General features: G+C 41.9%; 20 protein-coding genes. 9 read left to right on the top strand and 11 right to left on the bottom strand.

What is annotated here, in order from left to right; translation table 11 throughout:
- Positions 1-3: 3 nt before the first annotated feature.
- From ccoG to WG905_RS15420, 3 genes are read left to right on the top strand one after another with little or no spacing between them, the layout of a single operon-like run.
- Positions 4-1,350 (top strand): cytochrome c oxidase accessory protein CcoG, encoded by a 1,347-nt coding sequence (gene ccoG, locus WG905_RS15430; RefSeq protein WP_339592638.1) that lies wholly within the window; start codon positions 4-6, stop codon positions 1,348-1,350.
- Positions 1,351-1,365: 15 nt separating this feature from the next.
- Positions 1,366-1,788 (top strand): FixH family protein, encoded by a 423-nt coding sequence (locus WG905_RS15425; RefSeq protein ID WP_339592637.1) that lies wholly within the window; start codon positions 1,366-1,368, stop codon positions 1,786-1,788.
- A gap of 23 nt (positions 1,789-1,811) precedes the next feature.
- Positions 1,812-2,471, top strand: a complete 660-nt coding sequence (locus tag WG905_RS15420) for a sulfite exporter TauE/SafE family protein (protein WP_339592636.1) — start codon at positions 1,812-1,814, stop codon at positions 2,469-2,471.
- Positions 2,472-2,493: 22 nt separating this feature from the next.
- Here WG905_RS15420 and hemN read toward each other — a convergent pair whose 3' ends face one another.
- The 4 genes from hemN to WG905_RS15400 all read right to left on the bottom strand — a co-directional run bounded on the left by hemN (position 2,494) and on the right by WG905_RS15400 (position 6,625).
- Positions 2,494-3,858: an oxygen-independent coproporphyrinogen III oxidase gene (gene hemN / locus WG905_RS15415; protein WP_339592635.1), complete on the bottom strand. Its 1,365-nt coding sequence runs from the start codon at positions 3,856-3,858 to the stop codon at positions 2,494-2,496.
- Positions 3,859-3,862: 4 nt separating this feature from the next.
- Positions 3,863-4,300, bottom strand: coding sequence for a Rossmann-fold NAD(P)-binding domain-containing protein (locus WG905_RS15410; RefSeq protein WP_339592634.1), 438 nt, complete (start codon positions 4,298-4,300; stop codon positions 3,863-3,865).
- Between the two features lie 81 nt (positions 4,301-4,381).
- On the bottom strand, positions 4,382-5,440 hold the full coding sequence (locus tag WG905_RS15405) for a response regulator (RefSeq protein ID WP_339592633.1): 1,059 nt from the start codon (positions 5,438-5,440) through the stop codon (positions 4,382-4,384).
- Positions 5,441-6,625 (bottom strand): PAS domain-containing sensor histidine kinase, encoded by a 1,185-nt coding sequence (locus tag WG905_RS15400; RefSeq protein WP_339592632.1) that lies wholly within the window; start codon positions 6,623-6,625, stop codon positions 5,441-5,443.
- 131 nt (positions 6,626-6,756) lie between these two features.
- Between WG905_RS15400 and WG905_RS15395 the strand changes: the two genes are divergently transcribed.
- On the top strand, positions 6,757-8,544 hold the full coding sequence (locus WG905_RS15395) for a hypothetical protein (RefSeq protein WP_339592631.1): 1,788 nt from the start codon (positions 6,757-6,759) through the stop codon (positions 8,542-8,544).
- 12 nt (positions 8,545-8,556) lie between these two features.
- Here WG905_RS15395 and WG905_RS15390 read toward each other — a convergent pair whose 3' ends face one another.
- The gene (locus WG905_RS15390; protein WP_339592630.1) at positions 8,557-9,243 is read right to left on the bottom strand and encodes a pseudouridine synthase; all 687 of its coding nucleotides are present in this window, start codon (positions 9,241-9,243) and stop codon (positions 8,557-8,559) included.
- A 55-nt stretch (positions 9,244-9,298) separates the two neighbouring features.
- Between WG905_RS15390 and WG905_RS15385 the strand changes: the two genes are divergently transcribed.
- Positions 9,299-9,580 (top strand): hypothetical protein, encoded by a 282-nt coding sequence (locus WG905_RS15385; protein WP_339592629.1) that lies wholly within the window; start codon positions 9,299-9,301, stop codon positions 9,578-9,580.
- Here the strand turns inward: WG905_RS15385 and WG905_RS15380 are convergent.
- The 3 genes from WG905_RS15380 to WG905_RS15370 form a co-directional block, all read right to left on the bottom strand.
- Positions 9,557-10,711 carry a metallophosphoesterase family protein gene (locus WG905_RS15380; protein WP_339592628.1) on the bottom strand — a complete coding sequence of 385 codons (1,155 nt, stop codon included), beginning with the start codon at positions 10,709-10,711 and terminating at the stop codon, positions 9,557-9,559. The genes WG905_RS15385 and WG905_RS15380 overlap by 24 nt on opposite strands.
- Positions 10,712-10,808: 97 nt before the next feature.
- Positions 10,809-11,591 carry a GLPGLI family protein gene (locus WG905_RS15375; protein WP_339592627.1) on the bottom strand — a complete coding sequence of 261 codons (783 nt, stop codon included), beginning with the start codon at positions 11,589-11,591 and terminating at the stop codon, positions 10,809-10,811.
- 5 nt (positions 11,592-11,596) lie between these two features.
- Entirely contained in the window at positions 11,597-14,386 is a 2,790-nt protein-coding gene (locus WG905_RS15370) for a TonB-dependent receptor (RefSeq protein ID WP_339592626.1), read from the bottom strand.
- 146 nt (positions 14,387-14,532) lie between these two features.
- Between WG905_RS15370 and WG905_RS15365 the strand changes: the two genes are divergently transcribed.
- Positions 14,533-15,591: a 2Fe-2S iron-sulfur cluster-binding protein gene (locus tag WG905_RS15365; protein WP_339592625.1), complete on the top strand. Its 1,059-nt coding sequence runs from the start codon at positions 14,533-14,535 to the stop codon at positions 15,589-15,591.
- Between the two features lie 39 nt (positions 15,592-15,630).
- On the opposite strand, the gene WG905_RS15360 is transcribed toward WG905_RS15365, so the two are convergent.
- A complete protein-coding gene (locus WG905_RS15360; RefSeq protein WP_339592624.1) occupies positions 15,631-16,833 on the bottom strand; it encodes a DUF763 domain-containing protein in 1,203 nt (400 codons plus the stop codon).
- A 145-nt stretch (positions 16,834-16,978) separates the two neighbouring features.
- On the opposite strand from WG905_RS15360, the gene WG905_RS15355 reads away from it, so the two are divergent.
- Together WG905_RS15355 and WG905_RS15350 are read left to right on the top strand one after the other, a co-directional pair.
- Complete coding sequence (locus tag WG905_RS15355; protein WP_339592623.1) at positions 16,979-17,383, top strand: hypothetical protein; 405 nt, start codon at positions 16,979-16,981, stop codon at positions 17,381-17,383.
- 4 nt (positions 17,384-17,387) lie between these two features.
- Entirely contained in the window at positions 17,388-17,864 is a 477-nt protein-coding gene (locus WG905_RS15350; protein WP_339592622.1) for a hypothetical protein, read from the top strand.
- 127 nt (positions 17,865-17,991) lie between these two features.
- Here WG905_RS15350 and WG905_RS15345 read toward each other — a convergent pair whose 3' ends face one another.
- Positions 17,992-19,200 (bottom strand): MFS transporter, encoded by a 1,209-nt coding sequence (locus WG905_RS15345; protein ID WP_339592621.1) that lies wholly within the window; start codon positions 19,198-19,200, stop codon positions 17,992-17,994.
- Positions 19,201-19,319: 119 nt separating this feature from the next.
- Between WG905_RS15345 and WG905_RS15340 the strand changes: the two genes are divergently transcribed.
- Positions 19,320-21,986, top strand: a complete 2,667-nt coding sequence (locus WG905_RS15340; RefSeq protein WP_339592620.1) for a PAS domain S-box protein — start codon at positions 19,320-19,322, stop codon at positions 21,984-21,986.
- On the opposite strand, the gene WG905_RS15335 is transcribed toward WG905_RS15340, so the two are convergent.
- On the bottom strand, positions 21,987-22,784 hold the full coding sequence (locus WG905_RS15335) for a TerC family protein (RefSeq protein ID WP_339592619.1): 798 nt from the start codon (positions 22,782-22,784) through the stop codon (positions 21,987-21,989).
- Positions 22,785-22,797: the final 13 nt, after the last annotated feature.

Genomic DNA, 22,797 nt, shown 5'->3' with positions numbered 1-22,797 from the left:
GAAATGTCGCAATCCCGTGAATGGATATATCCCCGAATCATTAAAGGTAAACTTTACCAATACCGTTCGGCCGTAAGTTACTTTTTTCTGGCGCTGCTGTTTGCAGCGCCATTTATGAAGCTCAATGGCGAACAACTGGTATTACTCAATGTGCTGGAAAGAAAGTTTGTATTCTTCGGAATCATTTTCTGGCCACAGGATTTTTACATGTTTGTATTGGCTTTGCTTACTTTTATTGTATTCATTGTATTATTCACGGTAATTTTTGGCCGGGTCTTTTGTGGATGGGTCTGTCCTCAAACTATTTTCCTGGAAATGGTATTCCGCAAAATAGAAAACTGGATCGAAGGTGATTACCTCAAACAAAGAAAACTGGATGAGGGCCCCTTAACCACTGAAAAGGTGCTTAAAAAAACGCTAAAACACAGCATCTTTTTAATCATCTCTTTTTTTATTGCAAATATCTTCCTGGCCTATGTCATTGGCACCGCAAACCTGATCAAGATTATCACTGAACCGGTTTCCCAGCATCTTTCTGGTTTCCTCTCTATCTGCATTTTTACCTTTATGTTTTACATGGTCTTCTCCAGAATGCGGGAACTTGTTTGTACGGTTGCCTGTCCTTATGGCCGCCTGCAAGGCGTGTTACTGGACAACCAGAGTATCATCGTCGCTTATGATTATGAGCGTGGCGAACCCAGGGGTAAAAAATCAAAGAAAGAGGAACAGCAGCTGGGCGATTGTATCGACTGCAAGCTTTGCGTGCAGGTTTGTCCGACGGGAATTGATATCCGGAACGGCACACAGATGGAATGTGTCAACTGCACCGCCTGTATTGATGCCTGTGATATGGTGATGGAAAAAATCGACCGCCCTTTACGCCTGATCGGCTTTAAATCGGAAGATGAGATTAAACTCAAACAACCTTTTAAACTGAGCAACAAAATTTATGGCTACAGTGCCGTACTGCTCATTTTAATGTCTGTACTGAGTTACCTGTTGATTAGCCGTAGTGACGTTAAAGCGACGATATTAAGGGCCAGCGGAACCCTTTACCAGTTGCGTAAAAAAGATCATACGGTAAGCAACCTGTATAATGCAGAATTGGTTAACAAAACCAATAGGGACCTTAAATTTGAAATCCAGCCGGACGACAAAAATGCCACGATTCAGTACATCCAGAAAGAGGATCAGTTGAAATATGGTGGCTCCGTAAAAATCACCTTCTTTGTGGTGATGCCCCAAAATGCAATTGAGCAATACAAGTCTGACATGAGCTTTAAGTTGATCTCTGATGGAAAAGTAATTGACCGTTTTAAGACTACTTTTATAGCACCACCTAATAATTAAAAAAACAATAGAAAGATGAACTGGGGAACGAAAATTATTATAGGCATGCTCACTTTTATGAGCTTTATCATCGTACTTGTTGTACAGATGTTCAGGAGTGACAGCGATGCCCTGGTAGATAATGATTACTACGAGAAAGGTATCCACTACAATATAGATTACAACAAAAAAGAAAACGTAATCAAGGATAAGGCAACACCAGAAGTGAGGATCGAGCATGACGCCATCGTCATCACTTTTAAAGATAGCGCAACTGGAACAGTAAAACTGATCAGGACTGCAGATAAAAGAATGGACCAGAACTTGATTTTAAATACGGATACTGCAAATCAGTTTCAGTTGCCAATCACCGGTAAAGCCGGTGGTTTATGGAAATTGCAGCTGGATTGGAAAAGTAATGGTACCGCTTATTTATATGAAAAGGAGGTGATGTTGTAATGACTGAAATGTATCTGGCTTTTATGATTGGGTTATTAGGAAGTATACACTGCATTGGCATGTGTGGGCCCCTGGCGTTTGCGGTCCCGTCACTAAGACCAGGTGTTGGTTTTCTGGTGTTTGATAAGGTATTGTATCAAACCGGCCGGATTATCTCTTATTGTGTTCTTGGTGTGTTAATTGGCTTCATTGGCCGTCAGCTATGGCTTTCGGATATGCAACAGGGTATTAGTATTTTCACTGGCTTGTTGATTATTGCGGCGGCCTGTTCCAGGATCTTCAAACTTTCTTTAGGCAACAACTCCTCTTTCCTCCTCAAACCTTTCAACAAGTTATTTAGTTATGCTTTGCAGCATAAGGCGAATCATCTAATCATAGGCATGATCAATGGCCTTTTGCCCTGCGGTTTTGTTTACCTCGCATTAGCGGGCGCTGTAAATACCGGTGGTATTGGCCAGGCTGCAGCATATATGTTCTGGTTTGGTTTAGGAACAGCTCCTTTAATGCTTTTGGCAACCATAAGTATGGGTTTCACCGGTAACTTATTCAGACGTCGGATCAACAAGGTAATCCCTTTTATGATGCTTTTCCTTGGTATGTGGTTTATACTAAGAGGAATGGACCTAAATATCAAATATTTAAGTCCATCCAAACCGACAAGCGGCGTTGCGGAATGCCGCTGATTAATCAGCGATACCAATTTGATTAATCTGCCATACTAAAAAGCTGAGTCGCGGGCTGATTCGCCAAAAGTCTGGCATCCAGCGTCATGCATATATTTCTCAAAAAGCGCTTCCCTATAGGGGTTACTGTTAATGTAGTTTCACCGATTTCTACCAGGCCATCGTCAGCAAGCATTTGCATCCGTTCAAGCCCCTCAAAAAACACTTCACTTTGTTGTGCTGGCAATGCCCATGAAGTACGTCCCTTGCACATGATATTTAAAATATGCTGGCGTAAAAGCAAGTCCTCTTCATTTAATATATGTCCTTTAAAAACAGGGATCTGCCCCGCATTCACCAATTCCAGGTATTCTTCCACTTTTTTTACATTTTGCGCAAAGCCCGTCCAGGTATCACTGATCGAAGAAACCCCCAGGCCAATCATTAACCGGCTGTATTGGTCGGTGTAGCCCATAAAATTCCGGTGCAGCGTACCATTTTCCTCCGCAGCATAAAGGCCGTCAGTAGTTAAGGTAAAATGGTCCATGCCTATTTCTGTATAACCACCGGCTTTTAGCATTGCCCTGCCGGTTTCATAAAGCTGCTTTTTAAGCGCTGGTGAGGGCAGGTCTTTTTCGGTATATCTTCTTTGTCCGGGTTTTACCCAAGGCACATGCGCATAACTATAGAAAGCGATACGGTCAGGCCTTAAAGTGAGTACCGAATCAATGGTATCAATTAATCCCGCAAGGGTCTGCAGCGGTAACCCATAAACAAGGTCATAGTTAACAGAGCTGTAACCCGCTTCCCTGGCCTGTGCGGTTACTTTTTCTACCTCATCGTAAGTTTGGATGCGGTTAATGATCAGCTGCACCCTCGGATCGAAATCCTGTATACCGAAGCTCACCCTTTCAAAACCAAGAGCATGCAAAGTTTCCAGGTGCGCTTTCCTGGTATTGCCAGGATGGCCTTCAAAACTGAAAGCTGCCTGTGGATGACGTTCAGCAAGTTTAAAAACCCCATTGATCAGCTTTGCCAGGTTTTCAGGACTAAAGAAAGTCGGGGTACCGCCGCCCAGGTGCAGTTCCTTAATGATAGGCTTGCTCGGCAAAAGCGCAGTATAAAGCTGCCATTCTTTTAAAACGGCAAGAATATAAGGATCTTCAACGGCATGGTTACGGGTAATGCGTGTATTGCAACCGCAATAAGTACATAAGCTTTCACAAAAGGGTAAATGGATATACAGGCTTATGCCGTCGGCTGCATTACTTTGACTAAAAGAGGTAACAACTGCCTTCTGCCAGTTTTCACTACTAAAGCTAGCTGAGTCCCAATAGGGAACTGTAGGGTAACTGGTATAACGCGGGGCTGCGACATTGTATTTGCCGCTAAGGTCTTTGGTGTTCATCGGATTAAAGGGTTTGACTCCGGCAGGTTTTCGAACAGATGCAGGCATTGCCGAGGCATTTTTTTTCCTGCCATTGATCAAGGTTCCGGATGGTTTCGGTGGCTGATATGGTATAAAGTGTTTCAGAGGCAGGGTGGCTGACAGCTGCGGCAGGAACATTTGCGATCTTTATATGTCTTTTTTCAGCCGCCTGCAGGTCGATATGGCCAATAGAAGTAGAGCGAGTGGCAATGTATTTAACGCCCATGTCTGCCAGTTTATTAATCACGCCAGCATTCACTTCATCGTCATCCAATACAATGACAGCTTCTTTACCCTCGGCATAAGCAGCCGTAGCCTCGGTTAAAGAGTTCGAAATTAAAGTAATCTCATGCTTCTTCCGGTTGGCAATGGCCAGCGGTTCTTTTTCATAAGACTTGATACTATAGGCTACTGCTCTCATGCTTGATCATTTATTAGATCAAAATTACCTTTAATCAGTAGCCCTTGGAATGAGGCTGATCAATCATTAACATGATGTTAATCAGTTTTTCATTTGCTGCAGTCGCTGAAGATCCAGAATCTGGATCTGACTGCCTTTTCTTTCAATAATGCTTTCCTCTTTAAAATCACTCAAAATCCTGCTCACGGTTTCTGTGGCCATCCCCGCAAGGGCGGCAAGGTTATCCCTGGAAACTTTTAGCAGCATGGGATCGGGTGACTTTTCTTGTTTTGACAGCCGAATTAAAACTTCAGATAAGCGTTTACGCACAGAATGGTAGGCCAGCTGCATCAGCTGCTCTTCTTTTTCCATCAGGTTATTGGATAATATTTTAATAAACTGCTTGTTGATCGCAGGATATTGGGATAATAAATCTTCTATCATGTCTTTTGGCAACAGACAGATTGAAGTATCTTCCATCGCTTCGGCAGATTCGGCATAGGGTTCATTGAGCAACAAAGCAGGAATTCCAAAATATTCGTCGTCACTGTAAATACCGGTCATCAGCTGACGGCCATCCGCCGATAATTTTACCGTTTTCACTTTACCACTGACCACTAAAAAAATTCCGGTGACTGCATCGCCCTCATAATAAATTACCTGTTTCTTTTTGATATGCCGTAATTTACGTTCGGCAATTAATTTCTGAAGTTCATTTAAGCCCGAGGTATGGCTGATGAGGCCAGAGATCTGATCTAAAGACTTGCTATAAAAAGCCTCGTACTTTGTCTTTTTCCTTAACCTGCTTTCAATAGCGTTCAGTAATTCAACGTCATCAAAAGGCTTCGTTAAATAGTCATCGGCACCCATTTCCATGCCTTTACGCATGTCAATACGTTCTGCTTTTGCGGTCAGAAAAATAAAAGGGATAGCAGAAGTCTGCGGATTTTTATTCAACAGGAACAATACACCATAACCATCAAGTTCTGGCATCATGATGTCACATAAAATAAGGTCAGGCAGGTTTTTTGTGGCTATTTCCACACCGATTCGGCCGTTTTTAGCCTGTAAAACTTCAAAATCTGCAAGTTCTAAAATTTCTGCGGTGCTTTCCCTGATGTCATTGTTATCCTCTATGATCAGAATACTCGTTTTGTTCATCTATTTAGAAAATGATAATATAAATGTTGTCCCCTGGTTAATTGTACTTTCGAAATGAACATTACCGCTCATTAGGGTAGCATAACGCCGCACGATGTTCAAGCCCAGCCCCGTTCCCGGGATATTGCCTGTATTATGCGCACGGAAAAAAGGCTCAAATAAATGTACCTGATCTGTTTCTGGTATGCCTATGCCGTTGTCTTTAATGGTCACGATACACTGACTGTCGGTAATTTCTGTATTAAATTCGATAAAAGTGTTCTCACCCGAATATTTAATTGAATTACTGATCAGGTTGATCATACAATTCCGAAGCAGATTTTGATCTAATGTGGTGATACTCTGCAGTCCTGTATGCTGATAAATGATATTTTGATCCTGCTTGGCAATCATCTGCATTTCTTCAGTGATCTCCTCACAAAACTTAACCAGGTCAAAAGTACTGAAGGAGGGCGCTACATTGCCGGCTTCCAGGCGTTCGAGTGATAAGAAATCGTTTAATATAGTGGTGAGGTTACCAACGGCATTTTTGATTTTTCCTACATGCTTTTGGATATTCTTATTATCAAAAGGCTGGGCATACTTTTCGATCAGGGAAGCAGAAAGTTGTACAGAACTTAAGGGGGTACGGAATTCATGTGAAGCCATGGAAACAAAACGGCTTTTCATTTGGTTCAGTTCTTTCTCTTTTATTAAAGAGATGCTGACCTCTTCTTTCGCTTCTTTTAAGGCGACCACAGTTTTTCGTAACGATCGGGTGCGTTCCTGGACCAATTCTTCCAGCTCTGCGGCATACTCCCGCAAACGTTCTTCTGCTTCTTTTTCTTTAGAAAGGTCATGGATAAAACCTGTATAGATTTTTCTCTGCTCGTATTGCACTTCACTCACGGCCAGTCGGAATGGAAAAGTAGATCCATCTTTGCGTAAGCCCCTTACCTCTCTGCCAATGCCGATGATGCGTTTTTCACCCGTATGCTGGTAGCGATGAAGATAACCGTCATGCGCACTTTTATCAGGTTCAGGCATCAGTACATTGATGTTTCTTCCTACCACCTCCTCAAGCTCATATCCAAAAAGCTTCAGGGCGGCCGGGTTTACACTTTCGATAAGACCACGCATATCTATCGTAATAATTCCATCAATGGCATTATCAATAATCGCAGCTAATAACCTGGCTTTTTCCATAGACAATTTTTACAAATATAAAATTTTTATCCGTCTTACAAGATTGCGCAGGATCAGCAGTATATAGTGATGAATATCATGTTTTATACTGAAAATTGTACGCTATTTTGCGATACATAAAAAATAAATCCATGATGACACATACTTTCCACATACCCGTTCTTGGCTTGGGCTACTCTATTGACACCCCTTTAAAAGTCGCCAAATATGGTATCTCTTCTGTCGTTTCCATAGTAGATGATGAATTAACAGAGAGAATGAGAAAGTACCATGCTGAACTTAATCAGATTCCTTATAACGCTATCTCCCTAAAAGAGGAAGACAGCAGGGCCAGAAGGATTACTGCTTACCTGAATTTACTTGACACCATTGTTAAGCAGCAAATCGCGACGATCAAGCTGCAGGATTTTGGCCCTGAAACCGATTTAACGCGTTATTTTGAATTGTTGCCCTCCTCTTCTCCTTTGAAAAAAAGGTATCAGGAAGCGATGCTGGTGGAAAATGAAAGCGCAAGACAATCATTGCGCTTAGCGCTGATCGAACAGGTCATCCCGGGATCTATTGATGTCAACATCATGTCGAAAGTGGACAAACCAAATTACAACGCCGCTAACGAATATACAGGTGACGATTATACAGATGCACTGGCAGCAATGCGTGGTTTTGCAGATAGCAACCTACAGGCATCCATCATTATTTCTGCGGGTTTAAACCCACGCTTATTCGCTTACATGGAAAAATGCAGGGTTTTTTATCCCTATGAAGGCGTGAAGCCAGGAAAAGAGATCATCCTAAAAGTCAGCGATTACCGTTCTGCCTACATCCAGGCAAAAATGCTGGCTAAAAGAGGATTGTGGATCTCAGAATTCAGAGTAGAATCAGGATTGAACTGTGGCGGACATGCATTTGCGACGGATGGCTTTTTAATGGGGCCGATTTTAGAAGAGTTTAAACATAAAAGAAACGAGCTTTCGGAAGAACTCTGGGGCATCTATTCACAGGTGCTTCAAAGCAGGGATATTCCACTTGCCATCAAACCTCAACAGCGCATCACCGTGCAGGGTGGTATTGGAACGGCCGAGGAGCATGACTTTTTAATTGACTATTACCAGCTGGATGCTGCAGGCTGGGGAAGCCCTTTCTTACTGGTTCCTGAAGCAACGAATGTGGACCAAACTACTTTGGAAGCCCTGGTAACCGCCGAAGAAAAAGATTTCTTCCTGAGTAACTCCTCTCCCTTAGGCGTTCTTTTCAATAATTTCAGAAAAAGTAGCGCAGAAGATTTAAGGCTGGAACGGATAGCAAAAGGCAGACCGGGCAGCCCCTGCAAGAAAAAGTTCCTGGTCAATAACACAGAGTTTACTGAACAGCCGATATGCACCGCATCAAGGGAATATCAGAACCTTAAAATCAAACAGCTGCAGGAAATGGCTTTGTCAGAAACAGAATACCAGCAGAAATACGAGGCTGTTGTAGAGAAAATATGTTTATGCGAAGGGCTTTGCGCATCCACTTATCTAAAAAATGCAATGTTAAAACCACGGGAGAGCAATGCAGTCAGCATTTGTCCGGGGCCGAACCTTGCTTATTTTTCCGGCAAATATTCACTGGTACAAATGGTGGATCATATTTATGGAAGAGAAAATCTCTTGAAAGATGCGATTCGTCCGAACTTGTTCATCAATGAATTGAACTTGTACCTTGATTACCTCAAAAAAGACATCGCTACGCAGATGAGCGCTTTAAATGATAAAAAAGCAAAGTACTACCAGAAGTTTTCTAATCAATTGCAGGAAGGAATTAATTATTATAAAATCCTGGTGCCCGACTTGAAATTAAAAACCCAAGCTGCCGTTCAGGAAATTCAAAATCAGTTGACAGAAGCAGAAAATAGATTAAAGATGATCACGATTGCTTAATGATCCTATTGCTTAATGAGCGTCCCAGCTCATCAGCTCCATCATTCTTTTAAATTCCGGTTGCAGGGCAGTTTTGAGGTGTAGCTTCAAACCTGTAACCGGATGAAGAAACTCGAGTTCTGAGGCATGGAGCAACATGGTTGTCATTTCCCATTGTTCCTTGAAGAACTTGTTCTGCTTGTTGCAGCCATGCTTTCTATCGCCAATAATGGGATAAAAGATATGCGCAAAATGCTTGCGCAGCTGGTGCATGCGACCAGTACTTGGGCACGCTTCTATTAAAGAATACCTGGAACTGTCATGTTTACCAAAAGCTACGGCAAGTTCTGCCCGGGCAAGGGTAACGAATGAAGTAAAAGATTCCTGCACCACCCCATTATCATTGGTTAAAGGATAATCGATATCCATTTGATCCGGTGCATAACCCCTTAAAATTGCTTTATATTTCTTGCAGACTTCCCCTTCCTGAAATTGTTTATGCATAGCGATTTCAACGTCCTTTTCAAAAGCAAACAACAGTAATCCGCCGGTTTTTCTGTCTAGGCGATGCACAGGACTCACTCTCCGGTTCACCTGGTCTCTTAACAACTGGAGGGCAAATTCTTTGGCATCATTTGCAATAGAAGAACGGTGTACCAATAAACCATGTGGCTTGTTAATGGCAATTAAGTGATCATCCTGGTAAACAATTTCTAGCATATAAATTTTTTGCGAATATAGCTATCTTTACTTGGTACTTAACGGATAAACAACCTTGATCATCACTATTCAAACGACACCAGTTAAAGAGCATGCTGAAAACCACTTACTAGTTAAGATCTTTAACCAAAGGCTCTTGGAGAAAGCTGCTGAATTGCAGCATTTTAGTTTGCGTCACCTGGAATATGTCGACCCAATCTACGAGGATGTGGTCATTTATCTTTTTTACAACCCTAAAAATCAAATTCGCTGGTATATAGCCAATGATGTATCAGCCGACATCAATGACATTATTAAAAAGGAAATGCACAAATTAGGCATGGTTACTCAAGACTGAGGGGCTGCTTTCTTTATTCCGTTTCAGATCCAAAGTAATGGAATCAAATAATGTTGCTGGCAGGTCTTTATCATCCTCATGCACCATGGTATAATACTGGCAGGTCAGAAAAAATTCATCTGCTGTTTTCTCAAGGATCACTTTTATAAAACCATGCTGGTAAAGGCTGTAATTTTCAAGCCTTACATCTTCAAAACGGGGATCTTCACTGGTAAAACCGGGGTCGTCACTTGATGCCAGCACATGCAATTCATCAAACCCGCCTGAGCCAGCTACAATAAAAGGAACGGTTTTGTCACCTGGATAGGTTTTAGAGAAACGCTGGTAATTATGAACATGCCCGTTGAAAACAATATCGGGTATTACCCCTGCTCTGGCAAAAGAATCCTCTAAAAAATCGATCATCGCAATGCTGGAACCGTGATTGGTATCTGCTGTGAAAGGTGCATGGTGTAAACAAACAATGATGGCCTTGTCGTTCTGCATCTCCCCCGCCCTGATCAGTTCTTTTATAAACCAGTCCTGTTGTTCCGCACTGACGTAGCCATACTTAGGCACGTTGCTATACAAACCAATGATGGTGGCCATTTCTGTATTTAAAGTCCAGTACACGTTAGGTTGGCACTGGTTTTTCCGGCTTACGTTTTCAGAGAAGTAATGGTCTCCTCGCCTCACATCACAAAAAACGGAAGTAAAAGCATCCAGACTTTTATAGGGTACAGGGTTAAGCGGATTTACATCGGCATCATGGTTACCGGCAATCGCATAAATTGGCCCTGGAAAACTAGCGTAAGGTGTAAAAAATTGCTTTTCATATTGTTCACGTTCGCCATAATGATAAACAATATCCCCCAAATGATACAGGAACTGACTTGGGTAGAGGCTATCGGCTGTTTGTTTACCCAACTCTTCTGCGATCTGCTGCTGAAACTTTGGGGACTTCAATCCGCCGGTATCACCCACCAAATTAAAGGCAAAAGTTTTGGCTGGATGACCTGCACTTACAGGGAAATTCAAATGGTAAGGGTAATTTCCTGAGGGTGCTGGCAGGGGTTGAATTTTGAACGAATCATCCGGCTGGCCTTTTTTAATTACCGGTTTGCTGATGTTATGATGTTTAACTCCACTCATTGCCTTACAAAGCTATGAAACCTTGTTATCATTGTCGGTAACAAAGCACAAACTTTACATAGAGTTTACTTCATGGTCATCGCACAGATGCGTATTTCTATAGAATAAAACCTTTCAAAGCAGCCTTGGCATAATCACCCCAATCTTTCAAGGCATTGGTTATAAAAGATTTAAATGCAGGGAAATTCATCGCCTTGCCTTTTGTAGGTGGAGCAACCGCCTGTGCGCCTACCGGTACATCATTTACCTTTGTAGCGAACCAGGTGATGTTTTCATGGGGCAAAGCCACACCAAGGATCATTCCCGGTAAGCCGGAAAAAGATTCGGGTCCTCCTGATACAGGAATCTGGTCCGTATAAAAAGCCACGACATAAATAGAATCCAGCATGATTGCATTTGCCCGGCGACAACTATAACCAGCTATTTCCCGCACTTCATCAGTAATTTTCCAGGTAATTTTCCTTGTAGAATCCTGCACTAAAAAAGTCTCTTCATAAACCTTCTTCTGACTGGTGGTGGTGCCAGCAGACAAATCTGTGAAGATGGTATTGTATTGATTAGCCGAAGGTTCATTGCTGAAAAATCCTCCGGTTTGTGCCTCCTTACTAACCACCGGGCTAAACAAAGTCTTGTTATTTGAAAAGGCAAGCGTGCTCTTTAACACCTTAAACTGTGGCTGGTTCTTTTTATAAGCATCGAAAGCCTGCTGGTAAAAACTATTTTGACCAATGTTTGCAAGGTTTTTTTTGAGAAGGGCAAACATGTTCACCTTCCTTTCGTATTCTATGGTACCTTCTAAGGGAAAGCGGACATTTTGAGCATGGGCGTTATTGACCATCATCAGGAATAACAAGGCTGCAGTTGCAGTTATAAATTTCATAGCCATTATTTTTGAGTTTTAGAGCCACCCATTTGATTAAAATCCCAGGTGATGGATCCCATAAAATATCTTTTGATGTTGGTGTAATTAGTTTGTGAAATGACGTTGCCATAGGCAGACCGGTTGAAACCTGTATTCTGGTTTAGCAAATCTCTGCCAGTGATCGAAATACGCAAGCCATCCGATTTAAGGAACTTCTTGGAGATGGCAGCATCCACAATGAAACGCCTAAAATCCTGGTCAAATGATTCCGTTTTCGCGGTAAACTGGTAATTGGCCTCGCTGCTGATTTCGAATTTCCCTGGCAGGAAAACCTTGAAAGCTCCATTACCATTAAATCCCCAGCCATTGTTGTTCAGTTGTTTCTGCAAAGAAGATTCGCTGGTATTGTAACTTGGCCCAGCCCTTAAATACACCTGGTACTTTTTGGCTTTATAGGTTGACAGGTTTAAGCCACCGGAATAATTGTAAGATTTGGTTTGGTTAAGTGCATTATTTACATAATTGAAATAAGTATTGCCATTAGCACTCAGGTTAAAACCCACATTGACATCAATTGCCTTGATTTTTTTATCATAGTGAGCATACATATAAAAATTAGAGGTGTTTTTATCATTTAAGTTGATCGATTGGTAGGTGCTTTTACCTGTCGAATCAGTCATGGTGTTACTCACAATGGGGTTCATGGTAAAGGCATAGGAACCGTTGATCCAGATCGACCTGGAGCTTAACACTTTATAGGAGTTGAAACTTGCGTTGAAACGGTTACTGAAAGAGGGTTTCAGGTTGGGGTTTCCCATCACAATGTTCAAAGGGTCTGTATTGTCCCTTATGGGCTGAATCTGGTTGATGGTCGGTTGGGTGGTATTACCGTTATAATTTAAACGCAATGATTTCTGTTGCGAAAATTTGTACTGGTAAGATGCCTGAGGACTCCAGTTGATGAAATTTCGGTTAAGATTTTCATTGGCATTGACATCCAACTGATCAAAATTCACTGCCGTTACTTTAGAACCAAAATTAAGAACGGTCTTGTCGGTTTTATAATTAAAAATGGCCCCTGCCTGGTTTGACAGCTGATTTAATTTATAGTCATTACTGAAAGTGGTATCCAGTTGGGTATACTGACCGGGATTTAAGGCATTGAAAGATTGGCGTCCCTGCTCGGTATTATTGAGACCTAAGCCATAGTTCAATACGACAGCAAACGTTTTCGAAAATGGCTCTGAGTAGGTAAGATTAGAGCTAAAAACGGTACTATTCAATTTGTTGGTTTTGAATTGATCGGTTACATTCGTGCTATCCAAATCACCGGTATTGTTATAATAGCTTTCTGACGACTTTAAAAATCCCCTTCCATCGGATTGGTTTAAACTTCCGGTCACGTTTAACGAAACACTTCGTCCTTTTTTCTTGAACCTTTTATTCCAAAAGGCGGTTGCTTTAAATAATTTCTGGTCTGTTGTATTATTCAGGTCGCGGTCGTTGGCATTCAGCAACACATCATTACCATTTAAGCTGGTCACCTGGTAATTGGTATTTGTTTCATTGGTCTTAAGCGTGCCCTCTACCGAAACTTTTAAAGTGGAGGAAGTATCCAGCTTAATTTCATAAATACCATCGAGTTTTTGCCTGAAGGCATAATTATCGAAGTTTTGATTGGAAATACTGTTGATGACTCCCGTAGGAAGGTTATTCTGTACAAGAACATTTTTCTCGCCTGTTACACCTAAGGAACCTATCTTATAATTTGTATTAATGGACTCTTTGTCTTCATTCCATTTGGCATCATAATGCACACCACCGGTGCGTGCCAAAGGAATTCCTTCACCATTATACCTGCCGCCAAAAGATTCCAGCTCATCCTGGCCGGAAGTCATATAGATCCCGCCATCATCACTAAATTCCATATTTCCTGAAGTGCCGTATCTATTGCTGTCCTCCCAGCCCAGACCCGTTTTTCCTGTATTGCCAATCGTGCCGTACGCGGAAAACTTCTTTTTACCTTTAAAAAAGTTAAACATCCCTTGTCCCTCGTAATTGTCATTGGTGCCGAGGCCAGCATCTATTTTACCAAAATACCCCTGCTTTTTATCTTCTTTCAACTTGATGTTAATGGTTTTGGTTTTCTGGCCGTCATCGATACCGGTAAATGCAGCCTGATCACTAGACTTATCATACAATTGCACCTTATCCACCATGTCACCACGGATGTTTTTGGTCACCAGGGTTGGATCATCTCCAAAAAATTCTTCGCCATCCACTAAAACCTTATTCACCGTTTGTCCTTGTGCTGTGATTTTTCCATCCTTATCCACCTGTATACCCGGAAGCTGTTTCAACAAGTCTTCTACCTTCGAATTGGGTTCTATGGTGAACGCTGCTGCATTGAATTCAGTGGTATCTCCTTTGATTTTAATGGCCCCGGCGGTTCCCCTAATGATGACATCCTGCAGTAATTTGGCCTTCAACGTCAGGTTTACCTTTCCGAAATCTTTTTGGCGGTTAGCGGAATCAATTGCAAACTTTTCCACATAATCTGCATAACCAGGGTAGGTAACCATCAGGATATATTTGCCGGTTTTCAGAGCACCAATATTAAAAGCACCGTTACTGCCTACCCTCGTAAAGTTTACCAGCGTGGAATCTTTGGTGTTTAAAACGGAAACAGAAGAATTAACCAACCTTGTGGTGTAAGCGGTATCCACCACAAAGCCTTTAATGGTATTTGATTCTTGAGCAAATAAGGAGACAGAGGTACAAAAAAGCAACAAAAGAGCGTAAAGTAGTTTCATACAAGAAATTAAGTTACGCGAAGGTATAATTTAAATTAAAACCATAAATCTCTTTAACTAATTTTAACGTAAATTAACTGATACAGGTAGCAAAGCCAGCTTTTAAAATAGGTTTGATATGCCGATCTTTGCATAAAAAACAGAAAATGACCCAGACTACAGCACTCAGGATAATAGAACACAGACAAGCAACGGCAGATAATGTAGTTATTAAACTGATGCCTGATAACGGACAAAAATTGAGTTACCTGCCGGGTCAGTTTTTAGCTTTTGTTTTTAACATCAACGGACGGGAAATCAGGCGTTCTTATTCCATTTGCAGTAGTCCGGATTTGGATGAACCTTTAGCCATTGCTGTTAAAATGGTAGAAAATGGAGAGATCACAAAATTTCTGCATCATAAAGTTGGTGTCGGCGATGTGCTTCATGCGCTGAATCCCAATGGTATCTTTACCTATATTCCTGAAAAAGAAAAGAAACGCACCATCTTTTTATTTGCGGCAGGAATTGGCATCACCCCTATCTTCTCCATATTAAAGACCGCTCTGGTTGCCGAAGAACAGAGTAAATTAGTGCTGGTCTACAGCAATAAATCTGCGGTCAATACTTTGTTTTACCAGGAACTAAACGAATGGCAGGTAAAGTATCCCGACCGGCTTAAAATTATATACCTTTTTAGCGAGTCAAAAAACCTGCTGACAGCAAGGTTGAATAATGTCCGAATTGAACATTTGGTGAAAACCAATTTAGAATTCAATCCTGATGATGCCTTGTTTTATACCTGTGGACCAATTAATTACATGGTTCTTTGCAGAATCACCTTGCGTGCCCTGGGTTTTCCACAGGAGCAGATTAAGAGAGAAACTTATTTCATTCCAGAAGACGAGATTGATGAGGATGACATGACGGAGAAAAAAGTTAAGGACACTAACACTTATAATGTGATCATCGATTACCATGGAAAGAGGCATGAGCTGAAGGTCCCTTATTTTAAAAGGATCCTGGATGTAGCACTGGAAAACAAGATCAATCTTCCTTATAGCTGTGGTGCCGGGATGTGCAGTACTTGTACTTCCACCTGTATTGCCGGTGGTGTGCGAATGGATTATAACGAGGTGCTGACAGACGAGGAAATAGAGAAAGGCCGTGTTTTAATCTGCACCGGGCATCCTACGGCTGAAAACACCCATATTGTTATCGGCTGATCACCATCATAAGCTTACAAACAGCAATGATGAGCTTAATCAAAACAAAGATAATTGTGAGCGTGCAGGTGGTTTCGCTTTGCCAAAAATGGTTCTGCCACCGTATTTCCAGGAATCTCTGCGTTCTTTTTCCAGGACCGCCTCCAAATTTTCATTAGGTGTAAAGTTTTTTTCAGCAGCCCTGGCAAGTTCGCCAAGCTTTTTTATGGCCTGTTGTTTATCGCTCTCCCCTATTTTAGCTTTAGCAACCGCCTTGCTTAACACGGAGATAGTTTCGTCGTAAACGTTGACTGGCACAGGGAAAGGATGCCCATCTTTGCCCCCATGGGCAAAAGAAAACCGGGCAGGGTCCTTAAAGCGCGATGGCGTACCATAAATCACTTCACTTACCAGCGCCATAGACTGTAGGGTACGCGGCCCCATACCTTCCAACAACAGCAATTCCTCAAAATCGACAGGTCGCCGGTCATGTGTCAACCACAGCATCGCACCAAGTCTTTTCAGGTTAACATCTTTTGCCTGTACGTCATGGTGACGGGGCATTGTCAAATGCTGCACTTCCAAAAGCATTTTTTGCGGATCTTCAGCAGCCATCGCCATCACTGCAGCTCTTGACGACCGTGCTTCCAGCGCTACCATGTTTAAAATAGGCCCTTGGTTTACGCCGCAAATACCCGTATGCGGTTCTTCAACAAATGACTTCAGTACCGAAGAGTGCCAATGGTAACGTCTTGCGGTCGAATTGCCCTGGCTCATCCCCTGTTGAACCACAGTCCACAAGCCATCGTTGTTGACTATGAAGTTGTGATGATACAATTGAAATCCATCCTGCACAGCTGTGTTGTCCACCTTCGCACTTAATTTACTGCAACGAACAAGTGCTCTTCCATCCAAACCGGTACGCTCACTAAAAGCCAGTAATTCATTCGGTGTTTGCCGGGATTGTTTGCCCTTACCACCACAGATATAGATGCCCAACTCTTTGGCATGTGGATTAACAGCCCTTTTGAGTGCACCCATCACTGAGGTAGTAATACCCGAAGAATGCCAGTCCATGCCCATCACGGCACCGAAACTCTGGAACCAGAATGGATCACTTAGCCTACGAAGTACTTCTGAAGTACCATATTCAGCAATGATCGCTTCCGTGATCGCAAAGCCCAAACGGGACATCCTTTCAGCCAGCCACAGGGGCACATGGCCACCATGTAAGGGTAAATCAGCAGTTCCGGATCTTTTCATTGCTAACAAAATTAGTAATAATCTCTGGTAAACCAAGCATTGCAATCATCCTTCTATCGTAACACCCCACATCTAAGCCCTGGATCCGACGGGGGACGTAGCAAGTTTAAAAAAACAAATCTGATAGGTATATTGTAATAGTTACATGCATGATCATTCTGTTTACTGGCTGTTTATTTTAGCAATTCCCATTGCCTGCATCACCTGGACGGTAACCCATGAAGAAGTGTTTCGTGAACCACGCGACTATTGTGTTAAAAGATCCAAGGAAGAAAAGCTTATATTTAAAAGGAAGTTCTTTTATATGCTCACCTGCGAATATTGCTTTAGTCATTACGTAACCGCATTTATGTTGATACTTACAGGTTACCAATTGTATTTAACCGACTGGCGCGGTTACCTTATTGCGGGATTTGCACTGGTTTGGATCGCCAATATTTACATGAGCCTTTACAACATCATCCGTATTGATTTAAAGAAAGGTAAGATTACGGTAAAAAAAGAGGAACAGGCTATTGAAGAAGAGGAAGAAATGACATCACAAAAATAAAATCATGCAATTTAAAAAAGGAAATTTAGTTTTTATCGAAGACCTGAAAGAGGAAACCTCCCTTGGTTCAAATGTCACATATTTTACTGCCAAAGCCTTGGTGATCGCAGAAACCGACGGGCAGTATACTGGTACAGTGGAGACCTTAAAAATTTCTGAACTCATCCAGAAAACATCCGCCTATGTTCATGATGGTGTGCATCAGCGTGAGGCCCACAAACTATACACCTGGCCTGCAAACCTTGGCGATCATCAAGCCTGGGCCGACAGCAAAAGGATCTTCCTGATGCAGCATGTAATGAACTTTCCCCTCCGAATTATCGATATAACAGCTGAAAACCACCTCACCTGGGAATTCATTACCCCAGAACAATTTAAGAATACACCACCGAATATACAAACCAGCCCTGAATTTCAGCATTACCTGGACAACCAGCATACTTACTTTTTTTTAAGAAAGAAAAAAAATGAGCCTATTTAATTTTTTTATGAGGCTTACACAATAAACCGAATAATAAGTCGTCTATATATGTGAGAGCGTTAATTTAAACGGGGGTATTTCGGACGGAATATCCCCGTTTTCCTTTATACAGCCACCAGACCGATCATCACTTATCTTCAGTCATATCCAGTTTGCTATAAATCAGGGCTGAAATCAATAAGAGCAGTGCTAAAACAATCCATAAAACATTGTACCCCAAGTGTCCCGCTAAGTAAAAGCCGGCCGTTGGTCCGATTACCTGTGCTGCCGACCAGCTCAAGGTATAACCCGCAGCATACTGGCCCCGGTTAAATTCATTGCTTCTGTTAATGACGAAGGTATTGATAAATGGCAGGGAAAGCATTTCTCCCAAAGTGATGACCACCGTTACCAGGAGGGCTATACCAACAGGAAATTTTGCAGGGATTAATAGCAGCAGATAAGCGAAGCCTACCAATAGAGCCCCTGCGATGATATAGAAAACAGCCGAACGCTTATGCTCAATTTTACTGATCATGACCATTTCAAACAAAGCAATAATGATCCCGTTCAGGCCCAAAATCATACCAATCATCGATTCATCTATATGCCACACTTCTTTATAAAAAATAGGCACCACCCTGAACATCAGAAAAAAACAAGTAACAAACAGGGTCGTGAGGATAATAAATTTCATAAACAAAGCATCCTGCCAGGGCTTGCGCACCACTAATCCTTTTGATTTCTCCTGGATCGCTTTGCGATATCCTTTTACGACCGGCAATAAACACAAGATAGCAATACCACATAAAATGTTTACGCCACCGTCTACAATAAATAATAACTGATAATTATAGGAAGCAATAATACCGCCCACGCTACTACCCACCGCCCAGCCAAGATTCGTAGCCAGTCTGTTTAAAGAATAAGAACGGGTTTCAGTACCCGGATTTGCATAGGAAGCAATGGCAGCAAAATTGGCCGGTCTAAAAGACTCAGAAAAGAAACTGATCACCAGTGTTAAAAAACATAAGGTTTCGAAATGCCTGACAGTGGAAAAGAATATGAAAAAAGCACCTCCAATGAGGGTACTGAAAATTTGAACGGATCTAAAGCCAAATACATCGGTAAACTTCCCTCCTGCTACTGCGCCTAAAAGAGAGCCAATCCCAAACAGAGAGATGATTAAACCAGCATCGGAAACAGGCCGAGACAAATACTGCGTCACATACAGGCCCATAAACGGCACGGCCATGTTACTGCTTCGGTTAATGAGCATCACCAAACTCAACAACCAGGTTTCGCGGCTTAATCCCCTAAACGATTCTTTGTAAGTTGTTACAATGACATTATTCATAGCTCAAAGCCGATCTGTATTCATTAACATCCATTAGGTTTAAGTAATTACATTTACATATTTTAGGAATCACCTTGCAATATTACATGAAAAAGTAAATAAAACTTCTATTTTTAACTTTGGTAATCACCCTTAATGGTTATAATGAGATGAACATTTTTGAAGAAGGATATAAAGAGATTTTTAATCACAGCCCCATTGCCAAACTAATCTTAAGCGTTGCCACCCCAGACTTCACTATACTGGACGCTAACAACACCTACCTGCAGGCTACAAACACAAAAAAAGAGGAGCTGATCGGCAAACCTGTTTTTACGGTGTTTCCTAAAAACACCTTAGATCCTGAATCAAAAAACATCGAACAAACCCTGCTATCCTTTGAGCAGGTCATCCAAACCAGGCAACCTCATACCATGGAAAAGTACCGGTATGATATACCAGTTCCGGGAGAAGATCAGTTTATAGAAAAATATTGGATAACCGTAAACACCCCCATCTTTGATGCTAAAGGCGATATCCAGTTCATTATTCACGCGCCAAGGGATGTTACCGCTCATCACTATCTGGAAAAACGGGAAAAAGCTGGAATTGAAAGCTTAAAATTACAGCGGAAACAATTATATGCCACTTTTATGCAGGCGCCGGTCGGCATTGGCATTTTCAAAGGTCCGGATTTGACAGTCACCATGATCAATCATGCTTTATGCAATATCTATGGAAAATCAATTAAAGAAATGTTGGGTAATCCTGTGTTTGATGTTTTACCTTTTGTAAAAGGACAGGGCTTTGAAGAACTTGTGGATAATGTCCGAGTTACTGGTGAAACTTTTGAAGGAATAGGTGTTGAATTACCTTTGATTAGGAATGGCATTCTTGAAAAAGTATATGTTGATTTTGTTTTTGAGCCTTTTTATGAAGAGAACAATACCATTACGGGTGTGATTGTAGTAGCAACAGAGGTTACAGCCAAAGTGGAAGCCATGCACAAGTTAGAAGAAGCAGAAGAACGGGCAAGGCTCGCTGCAGATGCTGTTGATTTGGGTGTTTATGATTTGAATATCGTAAATGGTAACCTGGTCACATCAGATCGTTTCGCCCATATCTTTGGCCTCGAAAAACCGGCAACAAGCCATGAATATAACGCCGCCCTTCATCCCGACGATGTAGAGGTAAGAAAAAAAGCGCAGGAAGATGCAATTGAGAACGGCACCATGAACTATGAAGCCAGGATTATCTGGCCCGACCAATCCATACGCTGGATAAAGGTTGAAGGTAAAGTGCTTTACGACAAAGAAGGAAATCCGGCACGTATTTTAGGCACCGTACTCGACACTACAAGTCAGAAATTCGACAAAGAGCAGCAACGGAAACTTGTTACCTTAGTGGACAACAGCGTGGATTTGATGTCCATATTTGACCTGGAAGGAAATAACACTTATATGAATACTGCAGGCATCGAACTTTTAGGTCTGCCATCTATGGCAGAAAACCAAACGATACATCTTTCAGATTTACATAGCCCCGAATATTTTGAATTTGTTCAAAACGAAGTTTTACCGGCTGTGATGCGTGAGGGAAGCTGGTCAGGCAGGTTGATGGTCCGTAATTATACAACTGGAGAAAACCTGCCGGTATTTAATAATTTCATCCGCATTGAAGAAAGCGTCACCTTAAAACCCATTGGGATTGGAGTGGTTATGAGGGATCTCAGATTGGAGTTAACCGCTAAACAAGCATTGGCTGACAGCGAAAGCTTGTTAAGAAACATCACGACGGCGGCACCCACCGCTTTATGGATGTCAAACAAAAAGGGTGAAATTACCTATATCAACCAAACCTGGGTTGACTGGTCTGGAAATTCCTTCGAAGACAACTTGCTTTATGGCTGGATGTCTATCATTCTTCCCGAGGACCTTACTCAGGTGGTAGATGGTTTCTATAAAGCTACCTCCAACAAGATACAATATGAAGTGGAGTTTAGAATTAATCATGCGGATGGGACACAGCATTGGTGTATTGCCCGTGGGCAACCACAGTTCGATTTAGATGGCTGGCTTTCAGGATATATTGGCTCCTGTACAGACATCACGGAACATAAGGCACTACAAAATCAAAAAGATAATTTCATTGGTATTGCCAGCCATGAATTAAAAACTCCCGTAACGAGCCTTAAAGGCTATGCACAAGTGTTGGAAAGGATCCTGAAAAAGAAGGGCCATGAAACTGAGGCTGACATGATGCGTAAGATGGATGCGCAGCTTAACCGGCTGACAAGCCTGATCGGCGACCTTTTAGATGTGACCAAAATCAATGCCGGCAAACTGCAATTCAACAACCAGGTGTTTGAGTTGCAGCCCATGGTGAGCGAACTGATGCAGGACTTGCAACGAAGCACCGAAAAGCACCTGCTGGTGGAAAATTTTAAACCTACAGGCAAGACTTATGCGGATAAAGAACGTATTGAACAGGTAATCATCAACTTCCTGACCAATGCCATCAAATATTCGCCCAATCCCTCAAAAATCATCGTTCATATCGAACAAAGAAACAATGAGATTATTGTATGTGTTGAAGACTTTGGCATTGGTATTTCTAGCGAAGATTCGATGAAAGTATTCGAGCAATTCTACAGGGTAAGCGGTGCCATGCAGCATACATTTCCAGGATTAGGGCTTGGCCTTTATATTTCCGCCGAAATCATCAGGCGTGTTGGGGGCAGGATCTGGGTGGAAAGCAAACAGAAAGAAGGTTCATGTTTCTACTTTTCCCTTCCGGTTTACCAATAGCTATTTTTCAATCTCCTTAACTTCTGTGACCTCATGCTTTTTAGGGAAGTTAAATAGTATAGAACTTGCAACCGGAATAACGAATATGGCGATGGTTAAAATGGACACATAGAGATCGGCCTCTTCTCCTTCCATAAATTTAGACACCGGAGAATCAGGAAACATGTGAGTGATAATTGAAGACGATAATTTTAAGCCTAATACCCCAATTACAATATAAGCAATTGATTCAAGGAAGGTGAATCTTTCCATCAGCTTCACAAAACCCTGTGCCACAAAACGCATGGCCAGGATACCAATAAACACGCCGATATAAATCAGGTAAATGTTATCGGTGAAAGCTACTGCAGCAAATACGTTATCAATAGAAAAGGCAAGGTCCATCAGTTCCACCAGGATTACGGTAGCCCAGAAATTACCAATCAGCCCCACGGTAGAGCGGTAGAACCAGTTCCTTTTTTTGTCCACCACCTCATGCTCCACAACTTTATTCTTATTTTTTTTCCTGATAAAGTAGCTTATGGCCAGGAACAATAAATAAAAACCACCCAAAGGCTTTAACCACCATATCGTGACCAGCCATGCCGCTAATACCAAACATATGCCCCTAAAAACGTAAGCACCAATAATACCATATTTTAAGGCCTTCTTTCTTTGATCCGGTGGTAAATCCATGACCATCGTTGCCAGAACAGCAGCGTTGTCGATGGAAAGGATACTTTCAATGAGTATTAAATTTAAGATAATTAATAAACCTGCCTCAATATCATCACCTAAAATGGTATGCACAAAATCCATATCTATATGCTGG

This window comes from Pedobacter immunditicola (assembly GCF_037482985.1).
Lineage (GTDB): Bacteria > Bacteroidota > Bacteroidia > Sphingobacteriales > Sphingobacteriaceae > Pedobacter > Pedobacter immunditicola.
This window is presented reverse-complemented; position numbering and strand designations above follow the sequence as displayed.

Excerpts from the sequence above, each read along its gene's own strand:
- ccoG (WP_339592638.1), top strand. The coding sequence starts at position 4 with ATGTCGCAATCCCGTGAATGGATATATCCCCGAATCATTAAAGGTAAA.
- WG905_RS15425 (WP_339592637.1), top strand. The coding sequence starts at position 1,366 with ATGAACTGGGGAACGAAAATTATTATAGGCATGCTCACTTTTATGAGC.
- WG905_RS15420 (WP_339592636.1), top strand. The coding sequence starts at position 1,812 with ATGATTGGGTTATTAGGAAGTATACACTGCATTGGCATGTGTGGGCCC.
- hemN (WP_339592635.1), bottom strand. The coding sequence starts at position 3,858 with ATGAACACCAAAGACCTTAGCGGCAAATACAATGTCGCAGCCCCGCGT.
- WG905_RS15410 (WP_339592634.1), bottom strand. The coding sequence starts at position 4,300 with ATGAGAGCAGTAGCCTATAGTATCAAGTCTTATGAAAAAGAACCGCTG.
- WG905_RS15405 (WP_339592633.1), bottom strand. The coding sequence starts at position 5,440 with ATGAACAAAACGAGTATTCTGATCATAGAGGATAACAATGACATCAGG.
- WG905_RS15400 (WP_339592632.1), bottom strand. The coding sequence starts at position 6,625 with ATGGAAAAAGCCAGGTTATTAGCTGCGATTATTGATAATGCCATTGAT.
- WG905_RS15395 (WP_339592631.1), top strand. The coding sequence starts at position 6,757 with ATGATGACACATACTTTCCACATACCCGTTCTTGGCTTGGGCTACTCT.
- WG905_RS15390 (WP_339592630.1), bottom strand. The coding sequence starts at position 9,243 with ATGCTAGAAATTGTTTACCAGGATGATCACTTAATTGCCATTAACAAG.
- WG905_RS15380 (WP_339592628.1), bottom strand. The coding sequence starts at position 10,711 with ATGAGTGGAGTTAAACATCATAACATCAGCAAACCGGTAATTAAAAAA.
- WG905_RS15375 (WP_339592627.1), bottom strand. The coding sequence starts at position 11,591 with ATGAAATTTATAACTGCAACTGCAGCCTTGTTATTCCTGATGATGGTC.
- WG905_RS15370 (WP_339592626.1), bottom strand. The coding sequence starts at position 14,386 with ATGAAACTACTTTACGCTCTTTTGTTGCTTTTTTGTACCTCTGTCTCC.
- WG905_RS15365 (WP_339592625.1), top strand. The coding sequence starts at position 14,533 with ATGACCCAGACTACAGCACTCAGGATAATAGAACACAGACAAGCAACG.
- WG905_RS15360 (WP_339592624.1), bottom strand. The coding sequence starts at position 16,833 with ATGAAAAGATCCGGAACTGCTGATTTACCCTTACATGGTGGCCATGTG.
- WG905_RS15355 (WP_339592623.1), top strand. The coding sequence starts at position 16,979 with ATGCATGATCATTCTGTTTACTGGCTGTTTATTTTAGCAATTCCCATT.
- WG905_RS15350 (WP_339592622.1), top strand. The coding sequence starts at position 17,388 with ATGCAATTTAAAAAAGGAAATTTAGTTTTTATCGAAGACCTGAAAGAG.
- WG905_RS15345 (WP_339592621.1), bottom strand. The coding sequence starts at position 19,200 with ATGAATAATGTCATTGTAACAACTTACAAAGAATCGTTTAGGGGATTA.
- WG905_RS15335 (WP_339592619.1), bottom strand. The coding sequence starts at position 22,784 with ATGGATTTTGTGCATACCATTTTAGGTGATGATATTGAGGCAGGTTTA.